Genomic DNA, 16,723 nt, shown 5'->3' with positions numbered 1-16,723 from the left:
GGTCAGGGCCCTGGGGTCGCACCGCGTCCAGGTACCCAGGACAGGCTCAGCGCAGGTGATCGGGGAGCCACTCCAGCTGCAGCGCCTCCTGGTGGAACTGACCGCCCTCGTGGTTGTTGAAGGGGTAGCTGCGCAGCTGCTTGGGCCCGCCGTAGGCGTTGAACGCGGCGTGGACGGTCGAGGGCGGGCACACGGTGTCCATCAGCGCCACCGACAGCAGCAGCGGCGCGGTGGCCCGGGTCGCCAGCACGGCGTTGTCGACGTAGGCGAGGGTCTCGAGGACCTGGCCGACCTCGTCGCGGTGGCTGGAGAGGTAGCCCGCGAGCTCGAGGTAGGGCCCGTCGGTCGCGAGGACCATGCCGCGGGGGAAGTCGCACAGGAACGGCACGTCGGCCATCACGGCGCTGAGGTCGTCGCGCAGCGCGGCGACCGCCAGCGCGAGGCCGCCGCCCTGGCTGATGCCGTGCACGGCGATCCGCTCGGCGTCCACGCCCGGGAGCTGCTTGACCGCGTCGACGGCCAGCACGGCGTCGGTGTAGAGCCGGCGGTAGTAGTAGTCCTCCTTGCGCAGCACCCCGCGGGTCATGAAGCCGCCGAGGTACGACGGTCCGTGGCCGTGCGCGTCGGGGGTGTCGCCGACGTTGCCGCCGCCGGAGCCCTGGCCGCGGCTGTCGACCTCGAGGGTCGCGTAGCCGGCGGTCGGGAGGAAGCCGATCTGGTGGGGGAGACCGCGACCGCCGGTGTAGCCCTGGTAGCGCACGACGGTCGGGACCTCGGCGCCGGCGCCCACGGGCCGGCGGTACCACGCGCGGATCCGCTCGCCGCCGAACCCGCTGAAGGACACGTCGTGGACCTCGACGCCGACGAGCGGGGTCTTGACCTGCTCGACCGTCGGAGGGGTCGCGAGCGCGCGCGCCTCGGCCAGGGTGTCGGCCCAGAAGGCGTCGAGGTCGTCGGGAGCCTGCGCCGTGGTGCGGTAGGTGGCGAGCTCGCTCTCGGGCAGGTCGTACTGAGGCATGAGGGTTCCTTGCAGAGGGGCGAGAGGGGGCGAGAGTGGCGGCGAGGGGCGAACGGGCTGCGTCAGCCCTTGACCGCGCCCTGGAGCAGGGCCCGGGAGAACTGGCGCTGGAAGACCACGAACACGAGGATCGTCGGCGCCATGATCAGCAGCGCGCCGGCCGAGAGCAGCACGATGTCGGTGCCGTACTGGCCCTGGAAGGCGCCGAGCGCGCCCGCCATCGTGCGCTTGGTGGGGTCGTCGACCATCACGATCGCCAGCACGAACTGGTTCCAGGTCCACAGGAACAGCAGGATCGCGAGCGACGACAGCGCGGGCACCGCCAGCGGCAGGTGGACGTGGCGGAACGCGCGCCAGGGACCGGCTCCGTCGATGGTCGCGGCCTCGGTGAGCTCGGCGGGCACGGTCAGGAAGTGCGCCCGCATCCAGAACACGCCGAACGGCATGTAGAGCGCGATCAGCGGGAGGATCAGCGCCCACCGGGTGTTGAGCAGGCCCAGGGCCTGCACCTGGTAGTAGAGCGGCGTGATGAGCGACTCGAACGGGATCGTCAGCCCCAGCACGAAGAGCAGGAAGATCGCGTTGGCGAACGGCACCCGCAGCGTGGCCAGGCCGTAGCCGGCCAGGGCGGCGAGCAGGAGCGAGGCGGGCACGACGCCGAGCACGATCAGCAGGCTGCTCCTCGTCAGCGTCGAGAGGTTGGCGAGGTCCCAGGCCTCGGCGAAGTTGCCCCACTGCGGGTCGGAGGGCCAGCTCACGCCGGTCGGGATGCTGCCGGCCGGCTGCAGCGCGGTCGAGAACAGCGTGACGAACGGGACGAGCGTCAGCACCATGAACACGACGAGCAGCGCTCGTCCGGCGAGCTGGCCGCGGAGGGCGGAGGTCATGCGTCGCTCCTCTGGGTGTAGCGCTGGATGGGTACGACGGTCGCCAGCACCACGACCATCAAGATGACGGCCATGGCGGAGGCCTGGCCGATCTCGCGCTGGGTGAAGGCGAGCCGGTAGATCTCCACGCCGGGCACCATCGTGGAGCGGCCGGGGCCGCCCTGGGTGGAGATGTAGATGATGTCGAAGCTGGCCAGCGCCGCGATCATGGTGACCGTCAGGCAGACCCCGATCTCGCGGCGCAGGCCCGGCAGGGTGACGTGGCGGAACTCCCCGAGCCGGCTGGCCCCGTCGATGCGGGCCGCCTCGTAGAGCGAGGGGTCGATGCGGGTGATGCCGGTCAGCAGCAGCAGGGTGCAGAGCCCGAGCATCACCCAGGAGCCGATGAGCCCGACGGCGGGCAGCGCGGTGCTGAAGTCGGCGAGCCAGGGGCGGGTGATGCCACCGAGGCCGATCGCGGAGAGCAGCTGGTTGGCGATGCCGTCACTGGAGTAGACCCAGTCCCACACGATGCCGGCGGCGACGAGCGGGATGACCTGGGGGATGAACAGCACCGTGCGCGCCACGGTCGAGAACGACCCGCGCGGTAGGCCGTGCATGAGCGCCGCGGCGACCAGGCCGAGCGCCACCGGCACCACGGTGAAGAACAGCATCAGCTCGAACGCGTGCGCCACGATGCTGAGCTGGCCGGAGTCGGTGAGGATCCGCCGGTAGTTGTCGAGCCCGACCCACGTCGCCGGCCCGATGCCGTTCCAGTCGTAGAAGGAGTACTGGACCGAGGTGACGAGCGGGCGGATCACGAAGAAGGCGTACGTCGCCAGCGCGGGCGCGACGTAGACGAGGTGCCACCAGGACCGCCCGCTGCTCGAGCGTCGGCGCGCGGTGCGGCGGGGGCGCGCGTCGACCGCGGCCCGCTCCTCGGAGGAGCGGACCGCGGGGTCGACGGCCTGGGTCACGACGAGAGGTCGCTCTCGTACTGGCTCTGGATCCCGGCGACGGCCTCCTCGGGCGAGATGCGCCCGTCGAGGAGCGACTGCAGCTCGGGGCGGATGCCGTTGGCGTAGACGCCCGAGGTGGCGTTGGCGACGAAGTCGACGAGGACGCCGGACTCGCCGATGGTCGCCGCGGCGTTCAGCGTCTGCTCGGTGAGCGAACCCGCGGGGACCTCGGGGACCGGGAGCGAGGACGGGCCGCCGGGGGCGGCGCCGCTGTCCTCGACGACGATCTGGCGCGCCGTCTCGTCGGTGTGGATCCAGTTCAGGAAGTAGGCGATCTCGTCGGGGTGCTCGGACTTGGCCGGCACGACGTAGGTGTTGGGGGCGCCCATCGCGACCGGGGTGCCGCCGGCCTCCGCGGGCGGCATGAGGAAGAAGCCGACGTCCTCGCCCATGGTCTTGTCGAGGTTGGCCGACTCCCAGTCACCGTCGAACATGAAGAGGCCGTCGCCCTTGGAGAAGCGGCCGACCATGGTCGTGTAGTCGACGCTGTTGACGTCGTCGGCGAAGTAGCCCTTGTCGGCCCAGTCGGCGAGGTCGGTCGCGGCCTCGACGGCGGCCGGGGTGTCGATGGTGGCGCCGTCCTTCTGGAAGATCCAGTCCGAGACCTCCGACGGGTCGGCGTACTGGTTGAGCAGCGCCTGGAACGGGAACGCCGCGCCGCCGATGTCGTTGAACTGCTGGATGGGCAGCTGGCCGGCGGCCTTGGCGGTGGCCATGTCGGCCTCGAGCTCCTCGACGGTCGCGGGCGGGCCGTCGATGCCGACCTGCTCGGCGATCGCCTTGTTGTAGTAGACGCCGGTCACGGAGTAGCCGACACCGAGGGCGTAGAGGGCGCCGGAGCCGCGGGTGCCGTCGTCGTCGACGCGCATCTGCTCGAGCTGCGAGGCCGGGAAGGAGTCCCAGCCGAAGGCCTCGGCGTAGGGGTCGAGGTCGAGGAGCAGGCCGTCCGCGGCCGAGTCGGAGATGGTGGGCAGCCGGATGAGGTCGGGGGCGTTGTCGCCGGCCATCACGCGGGGAGCGTTCTCGGTCAGCGTGGCGAACTGGTCGCTGCGGATGTCGAAGGTGATGTTCGGGTGCTGCTTGGTGAACTCCTTCGACAGCTCCTCGACGATCGGGAAACCCGTCTCGAGGTAGAGGTCGAGGGTCACGTCCTCGTCCGTCAGCTCCGTGCTCACGTCGGCGGAGCTCGAGGCGTTCGACTCGGCGGCGGGGTCCGACCCGGGGGCGCTGCACGCGGTGAGTGCCAGCGAGGTGGTGACCGCGATCGCCGCCAGGCTGCGGGGGACGGTGATGGTTCTGGACGTCACACAGGACTCCTTGGTCGGGGCCGAGCGGCCTTCCGGCGAGTGGTGTGGCCGACCGTACGTAACGGCCGTCACAAGAGTCAAGCGCTTTTTGTGAAGCACTTTACAAGAGTGACTCGCACGTCGGGTGCCGCACGGTCGAGGACCGGCGCAGCGTCGTCAGGAACGGTGCAGCACGGGCGCGGCCACGGTCGTGGTCGCACGGCTCACCACCTGGCACTCGAGCACGGTCGAGCGCCGCTCCGAGGGGCGCTCGATGGCGTCGAGCAGGAGCCGGGCCGCCAGGGCTCCCGACTCCTCGAACGGCTGGCGCACCGTGGACAGGTCCGCCGCCTCGGCGAGGGGACCGTCGTCGAACCCGAGCACCGACAGCTGGCTCGGCACGTCGATCCCGAGGTCGTGGGCCGCGCGGATGACACCGAGGGCCAGGTCGTCGAAGTGCGCCATGACCGAGGTGAGGTGGGGGTGCTCGGTGAGCAGCCGACGACCGGCCTCGCGCGCCGCCGCGAGCGATCCGGAGCTCTGGGTGACCACGAGCTCGAGGTCCGGGTGCTGCGACACCTCGGCGCGGAACCCGCCGAGGCGACGCAGCGCCTGCGACTCGTAGTCCGCGACCTGGCCCTCGAGGACGTAGCCCAGTCGGCGGTGGCCGAGGTCGATGAGGTGCCGGGCGGCCATCCGGCCGGCGTTGTAGTCGTCGATGCGCACGACCTGGAAGACGTCGCTGTCGGCGTCGACGATGACGACGGGCATGCCGCGCGAGGCGAGTCGCTGCTCGACGGCCGGCTCGAGCGGCTCGCCCATCACGATGAGGCCGTCGATGTAGCCGCGGATCGGGATCGACTCCACCACCGGCGAGGTGGCGGTCGCGGCCGACTCCATGTCGAAGACCGAGACGTCGACGCCGCGGCCGGAGGTCTCGGTCAGCACGCCGCTGAGGCGGCGCATGAAGCTGGCGTAGGAGGTGAACGGCGCCACGACGCCGATCCGGCCGACGTGCTTGCGGGCGAGGCTGGCGGCGTCCGCCTTGGGCACGTAGCCCAGCCGGTCGGCCGCCTCGAGGACCCGGCGGCGGGTGCGCTCGCCGACCCGCTCGGGCTTGTTCATGACATTGGAGACCGACGAGATGCTGACCCCGGCCTCGCGGGCCACGTCGTAGATCGTGGCGTCGCCCTGCCCGCCCCTCGCCTTCACCCGCGGCAATCTACTCGTACGACGGTCCGCGGGTGTGTGGCTCGGGTGGCTACCGTCGAGGGCAGATGGTCTCCTCGCCCGCTCCGGACCGGGCCCGACGGCGGGCTCTCATCGTCGAGCGCGACGGCGACACCTGCGTGTGGTGCGGGCGGGCCTTCGGCCGGCTCGTGCGACCGACGACCGAGCACGTCGTGCCCCGGGTCAAGGGCGGGCCGTCGTGGCTGGAGAACGAGGTGCTCGCCTGCGGTCGGTGCAACGGCGAGCGCGGCCACCAGGCGCCGGTCGCGTGGCTCGAGGAGTGCGGTCGCCGCGGCTGGGAGCCCGACCGGACCCGGCTCGGCCGGGTGCTCGGCGACCTCGAGCGGGCGATCGGCGAGCGCGGCGGGCAGCGGCGCGCGCGGACCTACCTCGCGCGTGAGCTGCGGCGGTTGCGGCGGCTGGGCTGACGCGCCCGCTCCCCGATGTCGACAATGGAGGCGTGGACGAGGCGAAGCGGCTGCTGACCGGGATCGACCCGGCCGAGCTCGGCGCTCGGATCAAGCGAGCGCGGCTGGCCGCCGGCCTGACCCAGAGCCAGCTCGGCGGTGAGGACGCCAGCACCGGCTACGTCTCCCGCATCGAGTCGGGCCAGCGGCGCCCGGACCTGGCCCTGCTCACCGTGCTGGCCGCCCGCCTCGGGGTCGAGGTGCGGTCGCTGCTGAGCGTTGGGCTCGTCGACGGCCCCGACCCGGACGCCCGCTGGGACGACGTGCGCGTCGCGCTGGACCACGCCGAGCTGTCCCTGCGCGGCGGGTCGCCGGAAGAGGCGGGCCGGCTCCTGGACGGCGTCGAGGACCGACTGGCCGCGGCGCCGGCGGAGCTCGTCGAGCGCGCGGCGCACCTGCGGGCGCTGCTCGCCGAGGCGGCCGGCGACCTCGACGGCGCCATCGAGGCGCTGGAGGACCTGCTCGAGCTCGGGCGCGACCGCCCCGGGGCGGCGGCGTACGCGATCGCGCTGAGCCGGTGCTACCGCGAGAGCGGCGACTTCACGAGAGCGGCGACGGTCGGCGAGGCCTGCCTGGATGCCCTGCGCAGCCGTGGGCTCGACGGCACCGACGACGCGCTGCAGCTGGCGGTCACGGTCGCCGGGGCACACATCCTGCTGGGCGACCTCGCCCACGCCGCCCGGCTCTGCCGGCGCATCATCGCGCGGGCCGAGGAGGTCGGCTCGCGGATCGCCCTCGCCTCGGCGTACTGGAACGCCAGCGTGGTGGAGTCGCAGCGCGGGGCGCCGGAGGCGGCCGCGCCGCTGGCCCGCCGGGCCTTGCACCTGTGGGCCGACGCGGAGGGCAGCCGCAACCTCGCCCGGCTGCGCAGCGAGCTGGGCATGATCCAGCTCGACCTGGACCCGCCCGAGCTCGACGACGCCCGGGCCAACCTCGCGGCCGCGGCACGCGAGCTCGACGCGTCGAGTGCCAGTCCGGTCGACAAGTCTCGCAACGCGCTCGCCTCGGCGCGCGCCGACCTGCTCTCGGGCGAGCCCGAGCGGGCGCGGGCGGCCGCGCTGCCGATCGAGGAGGCGATGCGCTCCACGGCGCCCGTGCTCGCCGCGAGCGCGGCCGTGCTGGCCGGCCAGGCCGCCTGGGAGCTGGGGGAGCGCGACGAGGCGGTGGCCCGCTACCGCGCCGCCATCGCGCTGCTCACGGGTGTCGGCTCGGACCGGAGGGCGGCCGAGCTGTGGTTCGAGCTCGGGGCGCGCTTCGACGAGGCGGGCCTGCGCGACGACGCCCACGCGGCCTACCGCAGCGCCGCGGCGGCGACCGGGCTGCGGTCGGCGTACGACGTGGGCCGGCGCTCGCAGGTCTGACCTCCCCCCGGTCCTGCTGTTTGCCAGATCCGGCAAATATCCGTCACGATGCGTGCCCCGGGGCGTGCCGGCCGCGGGTGGACGGGGGACGGGGACGTGCGGTGGGCGAGAGCCACGGCGATCGGGCTGCTGGTCGCGGTCGCCGTGCTGCTGATCGAGCAGCAGGCGGGTGACCTGGGGCCCGACGAGGTCGTCGCCGCCGGCATCCTCGGTGGGCTCGCGGCCGGCATCTGCGTCCGGGGGCCGGGCGGCACCTGATCGTGGTCCGCCCCCAGTTCCGAACGGGTGGTCTGAAGATGGGTCTCACGGGCCAGGCGGGGCCGCCGTTCGGCGGACTACAGTGCGGTGGCCCCTCGCTGGTGAGGCGCCACGGCGCCTCGGGCGCCTCGAGTCGTGGGGGAATGTCGTGGGGGCTCTGTCTCGTCGTGCTGTCCGGACGGCGGTGGCGCTGGCCACCGCGCTGGGAGCGGTCTCGCTCCCGTTCCTGGCCGCCTCACCCGGGTCCGCCGCGACCCCGTCGGTCGTGGCGATGCGGGGCATCACGCCGTTGCCGGAGGTCGCCACCACGGTGGGCAAGAGTTTCTGGCTGTCCTACGGCACGTTCAACGTCAACGGCGACCCGATCCAGCGGAGGCTCTTCGTCACCTCGGACGAGGCCGGCACGGTGTCGCTGATGAACCGCGCCGGGACCGTGCTCGCCAGCGCGTCGCTGGCTCCCGGCGCCGTCGCGACCCTCGACGTGCCTGCCGGGAGCGCTGCGCCTGCCGGTGACGGCAAGAGCAACTCAGGCCTCAGGGTGGTGTCGACGGTCCCGGCCTCGGTCTACCCGGCCGCGCTCGTCGACTACGCCTCGAGCGGGTTCCAGGCTCTGCCCGACACCTCGCTCGGCACCAGCTACCGCGTGCTCGGCTACCCCCAGCCCGCCATCGGGCAGCAGGGGCTCGAGTCCCGGTTGCTCGTGACGGCGAGCGTCGACGCCACCACGGTCACGATCACCCCCAAGACCGTGGTGGGGGACCACCCGGCCGGAGTCCCGTTCGTCGTGTCGCTCGACGCCGGCCAGACCTACCAGTTCCAGAGCACCCTCAAGGGGCAGGACGTGACCGGCACGACGGTCAGCGCGACCCAGCCGGTCGCGGTCGTGGGTGGCAACGCGTGCGCGCAGGTCCCGGCGACCTACGTCGCCTGCAACCCGCTCACCGCCCAGCTGCCGCCGACCCGGGCCTGGGGCACGACCTTCGTCTCCGGGCGGTTCGCGACCCGCACCAAGGGCGACACCTACCGTGTGCTGGCCGACCAGGACGAGACCCAGGTGCGCGTCGGAGGCACCCTCGTCGCCACGCTGGCGGCCGGGGACTTCTACGAGGCGGTCCTGCCGGCGGACCGCGCCACCAGCGCCAACGAGGCGGTGGTCATCACGACGAGCAAGCCCGCCCTCGTAGCGCAGTACGGCAACGGCAGGGGCTACGACGGCACGACGAGCGACCCGATCATGACGCTCGTGACGCCGATCGGCCAGCACCTCACCTCATACACGGTCGGAGCCCCGTCCGCGGTGACCAACGATGTCCCCATGCAGCCCTATCTCTCCCTGGTCGTGCAGACGCGCGACGTCGGGGCCGTGCTGCTCGACGGGGTCGCGGTCCCGGCGGCTGCGTTCGTGACTGCCCCCGGCACCGCCTACTCGGTCGCTCAGATCAAGACGACGACCGGCCAGCACGTACTCCGCTCGCCCCACCAGTTCGGGGTGACGGTCTACGAGTGGGGAGACGCCGACGGGCTGGCCTTCCCGGGTGGCTCGGCTTTGGCCCCCATCGCCGACGCTCCCGCCCCGCCCGCCCCGGAGAACCTCACCTCGACGGGGGTCGCCACGGCGCAGCAGCAGGTCACGGTCCCGGTCGGTGACCAGCAGGAGGTGCACCTGTTCGACGGCACCAAGACCGTCGACACGCTCACCGTCGCCGGGCAGGGGACCTACACCCTCGACCCGACCACCGGGGTCATCACGTTCGCTCCCGTCCTGGGGTACGCCGGCACGGCGACCCCGGTCACCTTCCGCGTCCGCGACGCCTGGAACCAGCAGGCCGACGCGACGTACACCCCGACCGTGACCAAGCCGGCGGCCCCGACCGCCTCGCCGCTGACCAGCCGCGCACGCGGCGCCCAGTCGGTGTCGGTGACCCTGCCGACGGGTGGGTCGCTGGCGCTGGTCGGTGACCCGGTGGTGGCCGGTCAGGGCACCTACTCGGTGAACGGCGCGACGGTCACGTTCACGCCGCTGGACTCCTACGACGGCACGGCCACCCCGGCGACGTACGAGGTGACGGACGCGTACGGCCAGAAGGCCTCGAGCACCTACACCCCGACGGCGCTGCCGGCGGTGCCCGCGCCGACGCCGCTGACGAGCCGTGCCCGCGGTGTGCAGTCGGTGACGGTGACGCTTCCGAAGGGCGGATCGCTGGCGCTGGTGGGTGACCCGCTGGTGCCCGGTCAGGGCACGTACTCGGTGAAGGACGCGACGATCACGTTCACGCCGCTGGACTCCTACGACGGCACCGCGACGCCGGTGACCTACGAGGTGACCGACGGCTACGGCCAGACCGGGACGAGCACGTACACGCCGACCGCGTTGCCGGCGGTGCCGGCGCCGACGCCGCTGACGAGCCGTGCCCGCGGTGTGCAGTCGGTGACGGTCGCCCTGCCGAAGGGCGGGTCGCTGGCGCTGGTGGGTGACCCGCTGGTGCCCGGTCAGGGCACGTACTCGGTGAAGGACGCGACGATCACCTTCACCCCGCTCGAGACGTACGCCGGCACGGCGACCCCGGTGACCTACGAGGTCACCGACGGCTACGGCCAGAAGGCGACCAGCACCTACACGCCGACGGCCCTGCCCGTCGCCCCGACGGCCTCGCCGCTGACCTCGGTCGGCGAGGGCACCCAGTCGGTGCAGCTCACCGTGCCGAAGGGCGGCACCAGCGTGCTGGTCGACGGCACCGGCAAGGAGACCACCCAGGTCGGCGTGGCGCAGGGGACCTACCTCCTCGACGTCGCGACGGCGACGGTGTCCTTCGTCCCGAGCCCCGGCGTGAGCGGCACGGCGACGCCGGTGACCTACCGCGTCGTCGACTCCTTCGATCAGACGGCCGACTCGACGTACACCCCGACGGTGGTCGCGCCGGTCGCCGCGCTGCCGGCGCTGCCCGCTCCGGTCGTCGACCCGCGGGCCACGCTGCGGCTGCCCGAGCTCACGCGCACCGCGCCGGGGGCGAAGGCATCCGTGCGGACGACCTGCTCCACCGACGTCGCCGCGATCGGCTCCTGCCGGGTGCGGCTCTGGGCGTCGGTCAAGGGCCAGCGCACCGAGATCGGCTCGGCCACGACCATCGCCGGCGGCGGGTCGAGCCAAGTCGTCAAGGTGCGCCTCAACGCCGTGGGCCGAGCCCTCGCCGCCACCCCCGGCGGCGTGCCGGTCACCGGTGAGCTCACGCTGACGACCGCCGCCGGTGCGACGCGTACGGCGACCGCCGTGGGTCGCGTCGTGATGCGGCGGTTCACCCTGGCGCGGGCCGCGCACTTCGCCCACGCCTCGGCGACGCTGTCGAAGGCCGACGCGAGGTACGCCCGCGTCGTCTCGCGCCGTGCCGGCGCGGTCCGCGTGGTCACCTGCACCGGCTACACCGACAGCTCGGGCGGCGCGGAGCTCAACCAACGGCTCGGACGGCAGCGCGCGCTGGCGCTGTGCTCGGCACTCGACCTGCCTGCCTCGGTGCGGGTCGTGATCCGCACCCGCGGCGAGCGGAGCCCCGAGGCCAGCAACGCCACCGCAGGCGGCCGGGAGCGCAACCGGAGGGCCACGATCACGCTGCGCTACTGAGGGCCGACTACGGTGCTGGGGTGACCCGGTCGACGCGCATGTGCCCGGCGAGCCCGGGCACCGGCGGGGCGTGGTGAGCACGTGAGCCTGGTCCACTGGTCCTACGTCGCGATGCTGGCCTTCTGCCTGGTCGGCACGCTGCCGCTGGTCTGGCTGTTCCGTCTCGACGTGCTGCGCCAGCCGGGGCGGCTGGTGCTGACGGTGCTCGCCGCGGGCACGCCGTACCTCGTCTGGGACCTGTGGGCCACCCACGTGGGGCACTGGAGCTTCGACGCCGGCCAGACGCTGCCGTGGCGCATCGCGGGGCTCCCGCTCGAGGAGATCTCGTTCTTCGTCGTGATCCCGCTCGTCGGGGTGCTGACCTACGAGGCGGTCGCGGCGGTGCGGGCCGGGCGCGGTCGGTGGGTGCTGCGGCGATGACCTACACGATGCTCGCCGTGGTCTCCGTCGTGGCGGGGCTCGCGGTGGACCGCTGGCTGCTGCGCACGCGGCTGACCAGCACCGCGACCTGGTGGCTGGCCTACGCCATCATCGTGTTCTTCCAGCTGCTCACCAACGGCTGGCTGACGGGTCGCGAGATCGTGCGCTACCGCGCCGACGCGATCATCGGCGACTCCCAGCCGCAGCTGATCGGCGACGGGCGGCTGTTCTACGCCCCCGTCGAGGACCTCGGGTTCGGCTTCGGGCTGGTCCTCATCGCCTGCGCGGTCTGGGTGCGCCTGGGTCGCGGCGGAGCAGCGGCGGAGGCGTCGTGAGCCTGCGCGACTGGGCCGCCGACCCGATCGACCTCGGCCTGCCCGGGCCGAGGTCGCAGGACATGGCCAAGGTGCTCCCGGCCATCCGCTCCGACCCGCTGAGCTACCTCCAGCGCGTGCGCGAGGAGTACGGCGACCTCGCGGCGTTCCCCGTGCCGGGCGCGGCGGTGCTGCTCGTCAACGAGCCCGACGGGGTGCGCCACGTCCTCCAGGGCAACGCCCGCAACTGGGGCAAGGAGACCATCCAGTACGCCGCCCTGGCGCGCGTCACCGGACCGGGGCTGCTGGCCTCGGCCGAGTCGAGCTGGATCACGCACCGCCGGGCCGCGGCGCCGGCGTTCCACCACGAGCGGCTGGACCGGATCGGCGAGCAGGTGCTCGACGCCGCCGACGAGGCGGTGAGCGAGTGGTCGGCGCACGCCGGCGGGACGGTCGACCTGGCCCCGGCCGTGCTGCGGGTCGCCCTCGACGCGGTGGGGCGCGCGCTGTTCTCCGCCGACCTGTCCGGCAGCGCCCACGAGCTCGTCGACGCCTCCGACGACGCCGCCCGGCTGGTCGTGCGGCTCGGGCGTGCGCTGCTGCCGATCCCGCCGTGGGTGCCCACGCCGCTCAACCTCCGTCTGCGCACCGCGCGCCGCCGGCTCACCACCGTCTCGGGCCAGCTGATCGCCGAGCGCCGCGCCCGCGGCGCGAGCGGCGGTGACGATCTGCTCGGACTCCTCATCGACAGCGGCCTCGACGACGGTGCGATCCGCGACGAGCTGATCACGATGATCATCGCCGGCCACGAGACGGTGGCCGCGAGCCTCGCGTGGACCCTCATGCTGCTGGCCGAGCACCCCGAGGCGCAGGAGCGCGTGCACGCCGAGCTGGCCGCCCACCCCGGCCGGGTCTCGATGCTGTCGCACCGCAGCGACCTGCCCTGGACCCGCGCGGTGGTCGACGAGGCGCTGCGGCTCTTCCCGCCGGCTTGGGTCGTCTCGCGCCGCTCGCACAGGCCCGACACCGTCAGCGGCGTCGACGTGCCGGCGGGCACCACGGTGATCGTCAGCCCCTGGCTGCTGCACCGCCGCGAGGAGTCGTGGCCCGACCCGCTCGCCTTCGACCCGGAGCGCTTCCTCGTCGAGGGCGCCGGCCGCACGGCCTACGCGCCGTTCGGCCTGGGCCCGCGGCTGTGCATCGGTCGCGAGTTCGCCATCGGGGAGATGGTGCTGGTGCTGAGCCGCGTGCTCGCGGCCTACCGACTCGACCTGCCGGCGGGCTGGACCCGCCCCCGCCACCAGGCCCGGGTGGCGGTGCACCCGCAGGGCGGGATGCCGCTGGTGCTGACGCGTCGCGCGGGCCGCGCCGGGCGGGCGGCGTGAACGCCCTGACCTCCCTGCTGCTCCTGCTCGCCACGGCCGCGGGCGTGCACTGGCTCCGCGGCAGCCTCCACTCGCTGCGCGAGACCCGGGCTCCGGGACTCGCGCGGACGGTCTCGGTCGTCGTGCCGGCGCGCGACGAGGAGGCGAGGCTGCCGGTGCTGCTCGCCTCCCTCGCCCGCCTCGACCCCGCACCCGCGGAGGTCGTGGTCGTCGACGACGGCTCGCGCGACGCCACCGCCCGGATCGCCCGGGAGGCCGGAGCGACGGTGCTGACCCTTCACGGCCCGCCGTCCGGCTGGACCGGCAAGGCGTGGGCCTGCCACCAGGGCGCGAGTGCCGCCCGCGGCGACCTGCTGCTCTTCCTCGACGCCGACACCGAGCTCGAGCCCGGTGCGCTCGGCGGCCTGCTCACGACGTACGCCGCCCGCCCGCAGGGCCTGCTGTCCGTGCAGCCGTTCCACGTCGTACGCCGTGGCTACGAGCAGCTCTCCGCCTACTTCAACGCGGTCTCGCTCCTGGCCAGCGGAGGGTTCGGGGCGCGGCCGCCGCGGCGCCCGATGGCCTTCGGTCCGGTGCTGCTCACCTCCAAGGCCGACTGGGTGGCCGCCGGCACCCACGCCGCCGTGCGCGCGGAGGTGCTCGACGACGTCGCGCTGGCCCGGGCCTACGACCGCGTCGGGCTGCCGGTGCGCTGCCTCGTGGGCGGTCGCGCCGCCCGGATGCGGATGTACCCCGCCGGGCCGCGCCAGCTGATCGAGGGCTGGACCAAGAACTTCGCCTCCGGTGCCGCCGCCACCTCGCCGCTGCCGGCCGCGGCGGTGACCGGCTGGGTCGCGGCCCACCACGCCGTCGCCGTCGGCGCCCTGACCTGGCTGGTGGGGCTGCTGAGCGGCGCCCCCGCCGACCCCGATGTGCCGACCTCGGTCGTCGCGACGGCCTGGGTGCTCGCCTGGGCGGGGGTGGCCGCGCAGCTGCGCTCGGTGCTGCGGCGCATCGGCTCCTTCGCGTGGTGGACCTGGCTGCTCTTCCCCGTGACGCTCCTGGCCTTCGACCTCGTCTTCGCGCGCTCGGTGCTGCTCACCGGTGTGCGCGGCTCCGTGCGCTGGCGCGGGCGCGCCGTGCCGACCGGTCTGGGACGGCTGCGCACCGAGGACCACTGAGATGGACCACTGAGATGGGCCACTAGGGATGGGGCTGGTCCTGCCCCAGGCCTGGACGGTGGTGCTCGACGTCGCCCTGTGGGCCCTGTGCCACGCCCTCACGGGCTACGCCGCACACCGGCTCGGCGACGCGCGGCTGAGCCGGGAGGGCTGGCTCCTGCGACTGCGACGATTCGAGCAGGGCGGAGGGTGGTACCGGCGGCACGTGCGCATCCACCGCTGGAAGGACCGCGTGCCCGAGGCGGGGGACCTCTTCCGCGGGGGCATGACCAAACGGGCGCTGCCCGCGCTCGACGACGTCGGGCTCGCGCGCTTCGTGCGCGAGACGCGCCGCGCCGAGCTCGCCCACTGGTGGGCGATGGCGTGCGGGCCGTTGTTCGTGCTGTTCAACCCGCCGGTGGCCGCCGGGGTGCTGGTGGGCTACGGCGTCGCGGTCAACGCGCCGTTCATCGCGATCCAGCGCTACAACCGCGCCCGCATCGTCTCGGTGCAGGCGCGACGCGCGCGGCGTGCGGGCCCGACCGCGTGACGGTCGTCCGCTCGACCGGCCCCCTCGATCTCGACCTCGCGCCCCCGCAGGGTCACCGGACATCGAGACGCGCGACCCGTCACGGCCCGATCGCCCAGCTGCTCATCGCCTGGTCGCCGCTCAGCCTGCTGCTGCTCGCCTACGCCGTCGCGGGGTGGGTGAGCGCACCGCTGCACGCCGACGGGGTCGCCGCCGGATCACGCAACCGGATCGGCGCCGCGTTGCACACCACGGCCCCCGCCGACGCCGACCGCTGGCTCTTCGGCACCCTGCCGTCGTCCTGGCTCCAGGAGCGTCTGCACGACGGCGGTGCGCACTGGTACGACGCCGTCGGGGCGCTGGTCTACGCGACCCACTTCGTCGCCATCCCGGTGCTCACCGCTGTCGTGTGGTTCGCGCTGCGCGCCTGCTTCACCCGGTGGCTGGTGACGCTGCTGGCCTTCACGCTCGTCGGCATCGGCGGCTACGTCGTCTACCCCGCGTCCCCGCCGTGGATGACGTACGGCGACGGGCCGCACGGGGTGCAGCGACTCTCCGCGCTCGGCTGGGAGCAGCTGCACCTGCAGCCGGTCGCCGACCTGCTGGGGCTGGCGCAGGGCATCAGCAACCCGGTCGCCGCGATGCCGTCGCTCCACGCGGGCAGCGCCCTGCTGGTCACGCTGTTCCTGTGGCCGGTCGTCGGGCGCGCGGCCCGCGCCGCGCTGGCGGCGTACGTGCTGCTGATGGGCCTGACGCTCGTCTACACCGGCGAGCACTACGTGGTCGACGTGCTCGCCGGCTGGGCGACCGCGGTGGTCGCCGTGCTGACGGGAGCGCTGGTCGCGCGGGCAGTCAGTCGGCGTCGAGCGCCGACAGCTCCTCGGACGTGAGCTCGAGGTCCGCGGCCTGCGCGGAGTCGCGGACCGACTGAGGTCGCTTGGCACCCGGGATCGGGATGACGACGGGCGACTGCGCGAGCTCCCAGGCCAGCGCGACCTGCTGGGGGCTGACCCCGCGGTCCTCCGCGACGCGGGCGAACGCCGGGTGCTTGTCGGCGAGCTCCTTGGCGTCGCCGAGCCCGCCGAGCGGGCTCCACGGCAGGAACGCCAGACCGAGCTCCGCGCACACGTCGATCTCGGAGCGGCTGCTGCGGAACGCGGGGGAGAACTGGTTCTGCACGCTCACCAGTGCGTCGCCCAGCACCTCCTTGGCCGCCCGGATCTGCTGCTCGTCGGCGTTGGAGAGCCCGATCATCCGCACCTTGCCGGTGCCGGCGATCTCGGCGAGGGTCTCGATCACCTCGTCGTAGGCCACGTCCGGGTCGGGGCGGTGGTGCTGCCACAGGGCGATCTGGTCGACGCCGAGCCGCTGCAGCGAGTGGTCGACGGCCGCGCGCAGGTGCGCGGCGCTGCTGTCGGTGTCCCAGCCCCCGCCGTCGGTGCGCACGTGGCCGCCCTTGGTGGCGAGCAGCACCTGGTCGCGCACGCCGAGCTCGTCGAGCAGGGAGGCGATGAGGCGCTCGTTCTCGCCCTGGGCGTCGATGCCCTTCGCGTCACCGGGGCCGTAGGCGTCGGCGGTGTCGAAGAGCGTCACGCCGGCCTCGAGCGCCGCCGAGACGGTGTCGAGCAGCTGCTGGCGGGGCTGGGTGCCGGTCTGGTCGAAGGTCATGAGTCCGAGCCCGATCGCTCCGACCTCGACGGTGCCGGTGGTCGCGTTGCCGAGTGTGCGTGTCTTCATGTGCGTTCTGTACCCGCGCCCTGGCGCACGGCACAGCACGCCCCGGCCGGGAGGCCGGGGCGTGCTGGTGGATGGCGG

Annotated in this window: 16 protein-coding genes; 10 read left to right on the top strand and 6 right to left on the bottom strand. The window is 73.6% G+C overall.

Translation table 11 applies throughout. The annotated features are described in order from the left end of the window. Window positions 1-46: 46 nt before the first annotated feature. From GRQ65_RS18780 to GRQ65_RS18760, 5 genes are all read right to left on the bottom strand, one after another. A complete protein-coding gene (locus GRQ65_RS18780; RefSeq protein ID WP_160879527.1) occupies window positions 47-1,018 on the bottom strand; it encodes an acetylxylan esterase in 972 nt (323 codons plus the stop codon). Between the two features lie 62 nt (window positions 1,019-1,080). Next, window positions 1,081-1,905, bottom strand: coding sequence for a carbohydrate ABC transporter permease (locus tag GRQ65_RS18775; protein ID WP_160879526.1), 825 nt, complete (start codon window positions 1,903-1,905; stop codon window positions 1,081-1,083). After that, complete coding sequence (locus tag GRQ65_RS23025; RefSeq protein WP_160879525.1) at window positions 1,902-2,861, bottom strand: ABC transporter permease subunit; 960 nt, start codon at window positions 2,859-2,861, stop codon at window positions 1,902-1,904. The genes GRQ65_RS18775 and GRQ65_RS23025 overlap by 4 nt, the downstream gene beginning before the upstream one ends. Beyond that, entirely contained in the window at window positions 2,858-4,210 is a 1,353-nt protein-coding gene (locus GRQ65_RS18765) for an extracellular solute-binding protein (protein ID WP_202388344.1), read from the bottom strand. Before GRQ65_RS18765 ends, GRQ65_RS23025 begins: the two co-directional genes overlap by 4 nt. 156 nt (window positions 4,211-4,366) lie before the next feature. Beyond that, a complete protein-coding gene (locus tag GRQ65_RS18760) occupies window positions 4,367-5,401 on the bottom strand; it encodes a substrate-binding domain-containing protein (RefSeq protein ID WP_202388343.1) in 1,035 nt (344 codons plus the stop codon). A 65-nt stretch (window positions 5,402-5,466) separates the two neighbouring features. Here GRQ65_RS18760 and GRQ65_RS18755 point away from each other — a divergent pair, with 65 nt between their 5' ends. The 10 genes from GRQ65_RS18755 (at window position 5,467) to GRQ65_RS18710 (ending at window position 15,798) form a co-directional block, all read left to right on the top strand. Next, window positions 5,467-5,847 carry an HNH endonuclease gene (locus GRQ65_RS18755; RefSeq protein ID WP_160879524.1) on the top strand — a complete coding sequence of 127 codons (381 nt, stop codon included), beginning with the start codon at window positions 5,467-5,469 and terminating at the stop codon, window positions 5,845-5,847. Window positions 5,848-5,879: 32 nt separating this feature from the next. Beyond that, a complete protein-coding gene (locus GRQ65_RS18750; protein WP_160879523.1) occupies window positions 5,880-7,247 on the top strand; it encodes a helix-turn-helix domain-containing protein in 1,368 nt (455 codons plus the stop codon). A gap of 96 nt (window positions 7,248-7,343) precedes the next feature. Continuing rightward, window positions 7,344-7,505 (top strand): hypothetical protein, encoded by a 162-nt coding sequence (locus GRQ65_RS18745; RefSeq protein ID WP_160879522.1) that lies wholly within the window; start codon window positions 7,344-7,346, stop codon window positions 7,503-7,505. Window positions 7,506-7,653: 148 nt separating this feature from the next. Beyond that, window positions 7,654-11,121, top strand: coding sequence for a hypothetical protein (locus GRQ65_RS18740; RefSeq protein ID WP_337191870.1), 3,468 nt, complete (start codon window positions 7,654-7,656; stop codon window positions 11,119-11,121). A gap of 81 nt (window positions 11,122-11,202) precedes the next feature. Beyond that, window positions 11,203-11,541: a lycopene cyclase domain-containing protein gene (locus GRQ65_RS18735; RefSeq protein WP_202388342.1), complete on the top strand. Its 339-nt coding sequence runs from the start codon at window positions 11,203-11,205 to the stop codon at window positions 11,539-11,541. After that, window positions 11,538-11,876 carry a lycopene cyclase domain-containing protein gene (locus GRQ65_RS18730; protein ID WP_160879520.1) on the top strand — a complete coding sequence of 113 codons (339 nt, stop codon included), beginning with the start codon at window positions 11,538-11,540 and terminating at the stop codon, window positions 11,874-11,876. Before GRQ65_RS18735 ends, GRQ65_RS18730 begins: the two co-directional genes overlap by 4 nt. Further along, complete coding sequence (locus GRQ65_RS18725; protein ID WP_160879519.1) at window positions 11,873-13,240, top strand: cytochrome P450; 1,368 nt, start codon at window positions 11,873-11,875, stop codon at window positions 13,238-13,240. Before GRQ65_RS18730 ends, GRQ65_RS18725 begins: the two co-directional genes overlap by 4 nt. Next, window positions 13,237-14,400, top strand: a complete 1,164-nt coding sequence (locus GRQ65_RS18720) for a glycosyltransferase (RefSeq protein ID WP_160879518.1) — start codon at window positions 13,237-13,239, stop codon at window positions 14,398-14,400. The genes GRQ65_RS18725 and GRQ65_RS18720 overlap by 4 nt, the downstream gene beginning before the upstream one ends. 28 nt (window positions 14,401-14,428) lie before the next feature. Next, entirely contained in the window at window positions 14,429-14,929 is a 501-nt protein-coding gene (locus GRQ65_RS18715; RefSeq protein WP_160879517.1) for a glycosyl-4,4'-diaponeurosporenoate acyltransferase CrtO family protein, read from the top strand. Then, a complete protein-coding gene (locus GRQ65_RS18710; protein ID WP_160879516.1) occupies window positions 14,926-15,798 on the top strand; it encodes a phosphatase PAP2 family protein in 873 nt (290 codons plus the stop codon). Before GRQ65_RS18715 ends, GRQ65_RS18710 begins: the two co-directional genes overlap by 4 nt. Here the strand turns inward: GRQ65_RS18710 and GRQ65_RS18705 are convergent. Further along, window positions 15,761-16,645, bottom strand: coding sequence for an aldo/keto reductase (locus tag GRQ65_RS18705; RefSeq protein ID WP_160879515.1), 885 nt, complete (start codon window positions 16,643-16,645; stop codon window positions 15,761-15,763). The two genes, GRQ65_RS18710 and GRQ65_RS18705, sit on opposite strands and share 38 nt — an antisense overlap. Window positions 16,646-16,723: the final 78 nt, after the last annotated feature.

It is taken from the genome of Nocardioides flavescens (assembly GCF_009823805.1).
Taxonomy (GTDB): Bacteria; Actinomycetota; Actinomycetes; order Propionibacteriales; family Nocardioidaceae; genus Nocardioides; species Nocardioides flavescens.
Note: the sequence above shows the minus strand (reverse complement) of the source record. Positions and strands in the feature narration are given on the sequence as shown.

Bases quoted from the DNA above. Each gene is read 5' to 3' on its own strand.
- GRQ65_RS18780 (WP_160879527.1), bottom strand. From the start codon at position 1,018: ATGCCTCAGTACGACCTGCCCGAGAGCGAGCTCGCCACCTACCGCACC.
- GRQ65_RS18775 (WP_160879526.1), bottom strand. From the start codon at position 1,905: ATGACCTCCGCCCTCCGCGGCCAGCTCGCCGGACGAGCGCTGCTCGTC.
- GRQ65_RS18755 (WP_160879524.1), top strand. From the start codon at position 5,467: ATGGTCTCCTCGCCCGCTCCGGACCGGGCCCGACGGCGGGCTCTCATC.
- GRQ65_RS18730 (WP_160879520.1), top strand. From the start codon at position 11,538: ATGACCTACACGATGCTCGCCGTGGTCTCCGTCGTGGCGGGGCTCGCG.
- GRQ65_RS18715 (WP_160879517.1), top strand. From the start codon at position 14,429: ATGGGGCTGGTCCTGCCCCAGGCCTGGACGGTGGTGCTCGACGTCGCC.
- GRQ65_RS18705 (WP_160879515.1), bottom strand. From the start codon at position 16,645: ATGAAGACACGCACACTCGGCAACGCGACCACCGGCACCGTCGAGGTC.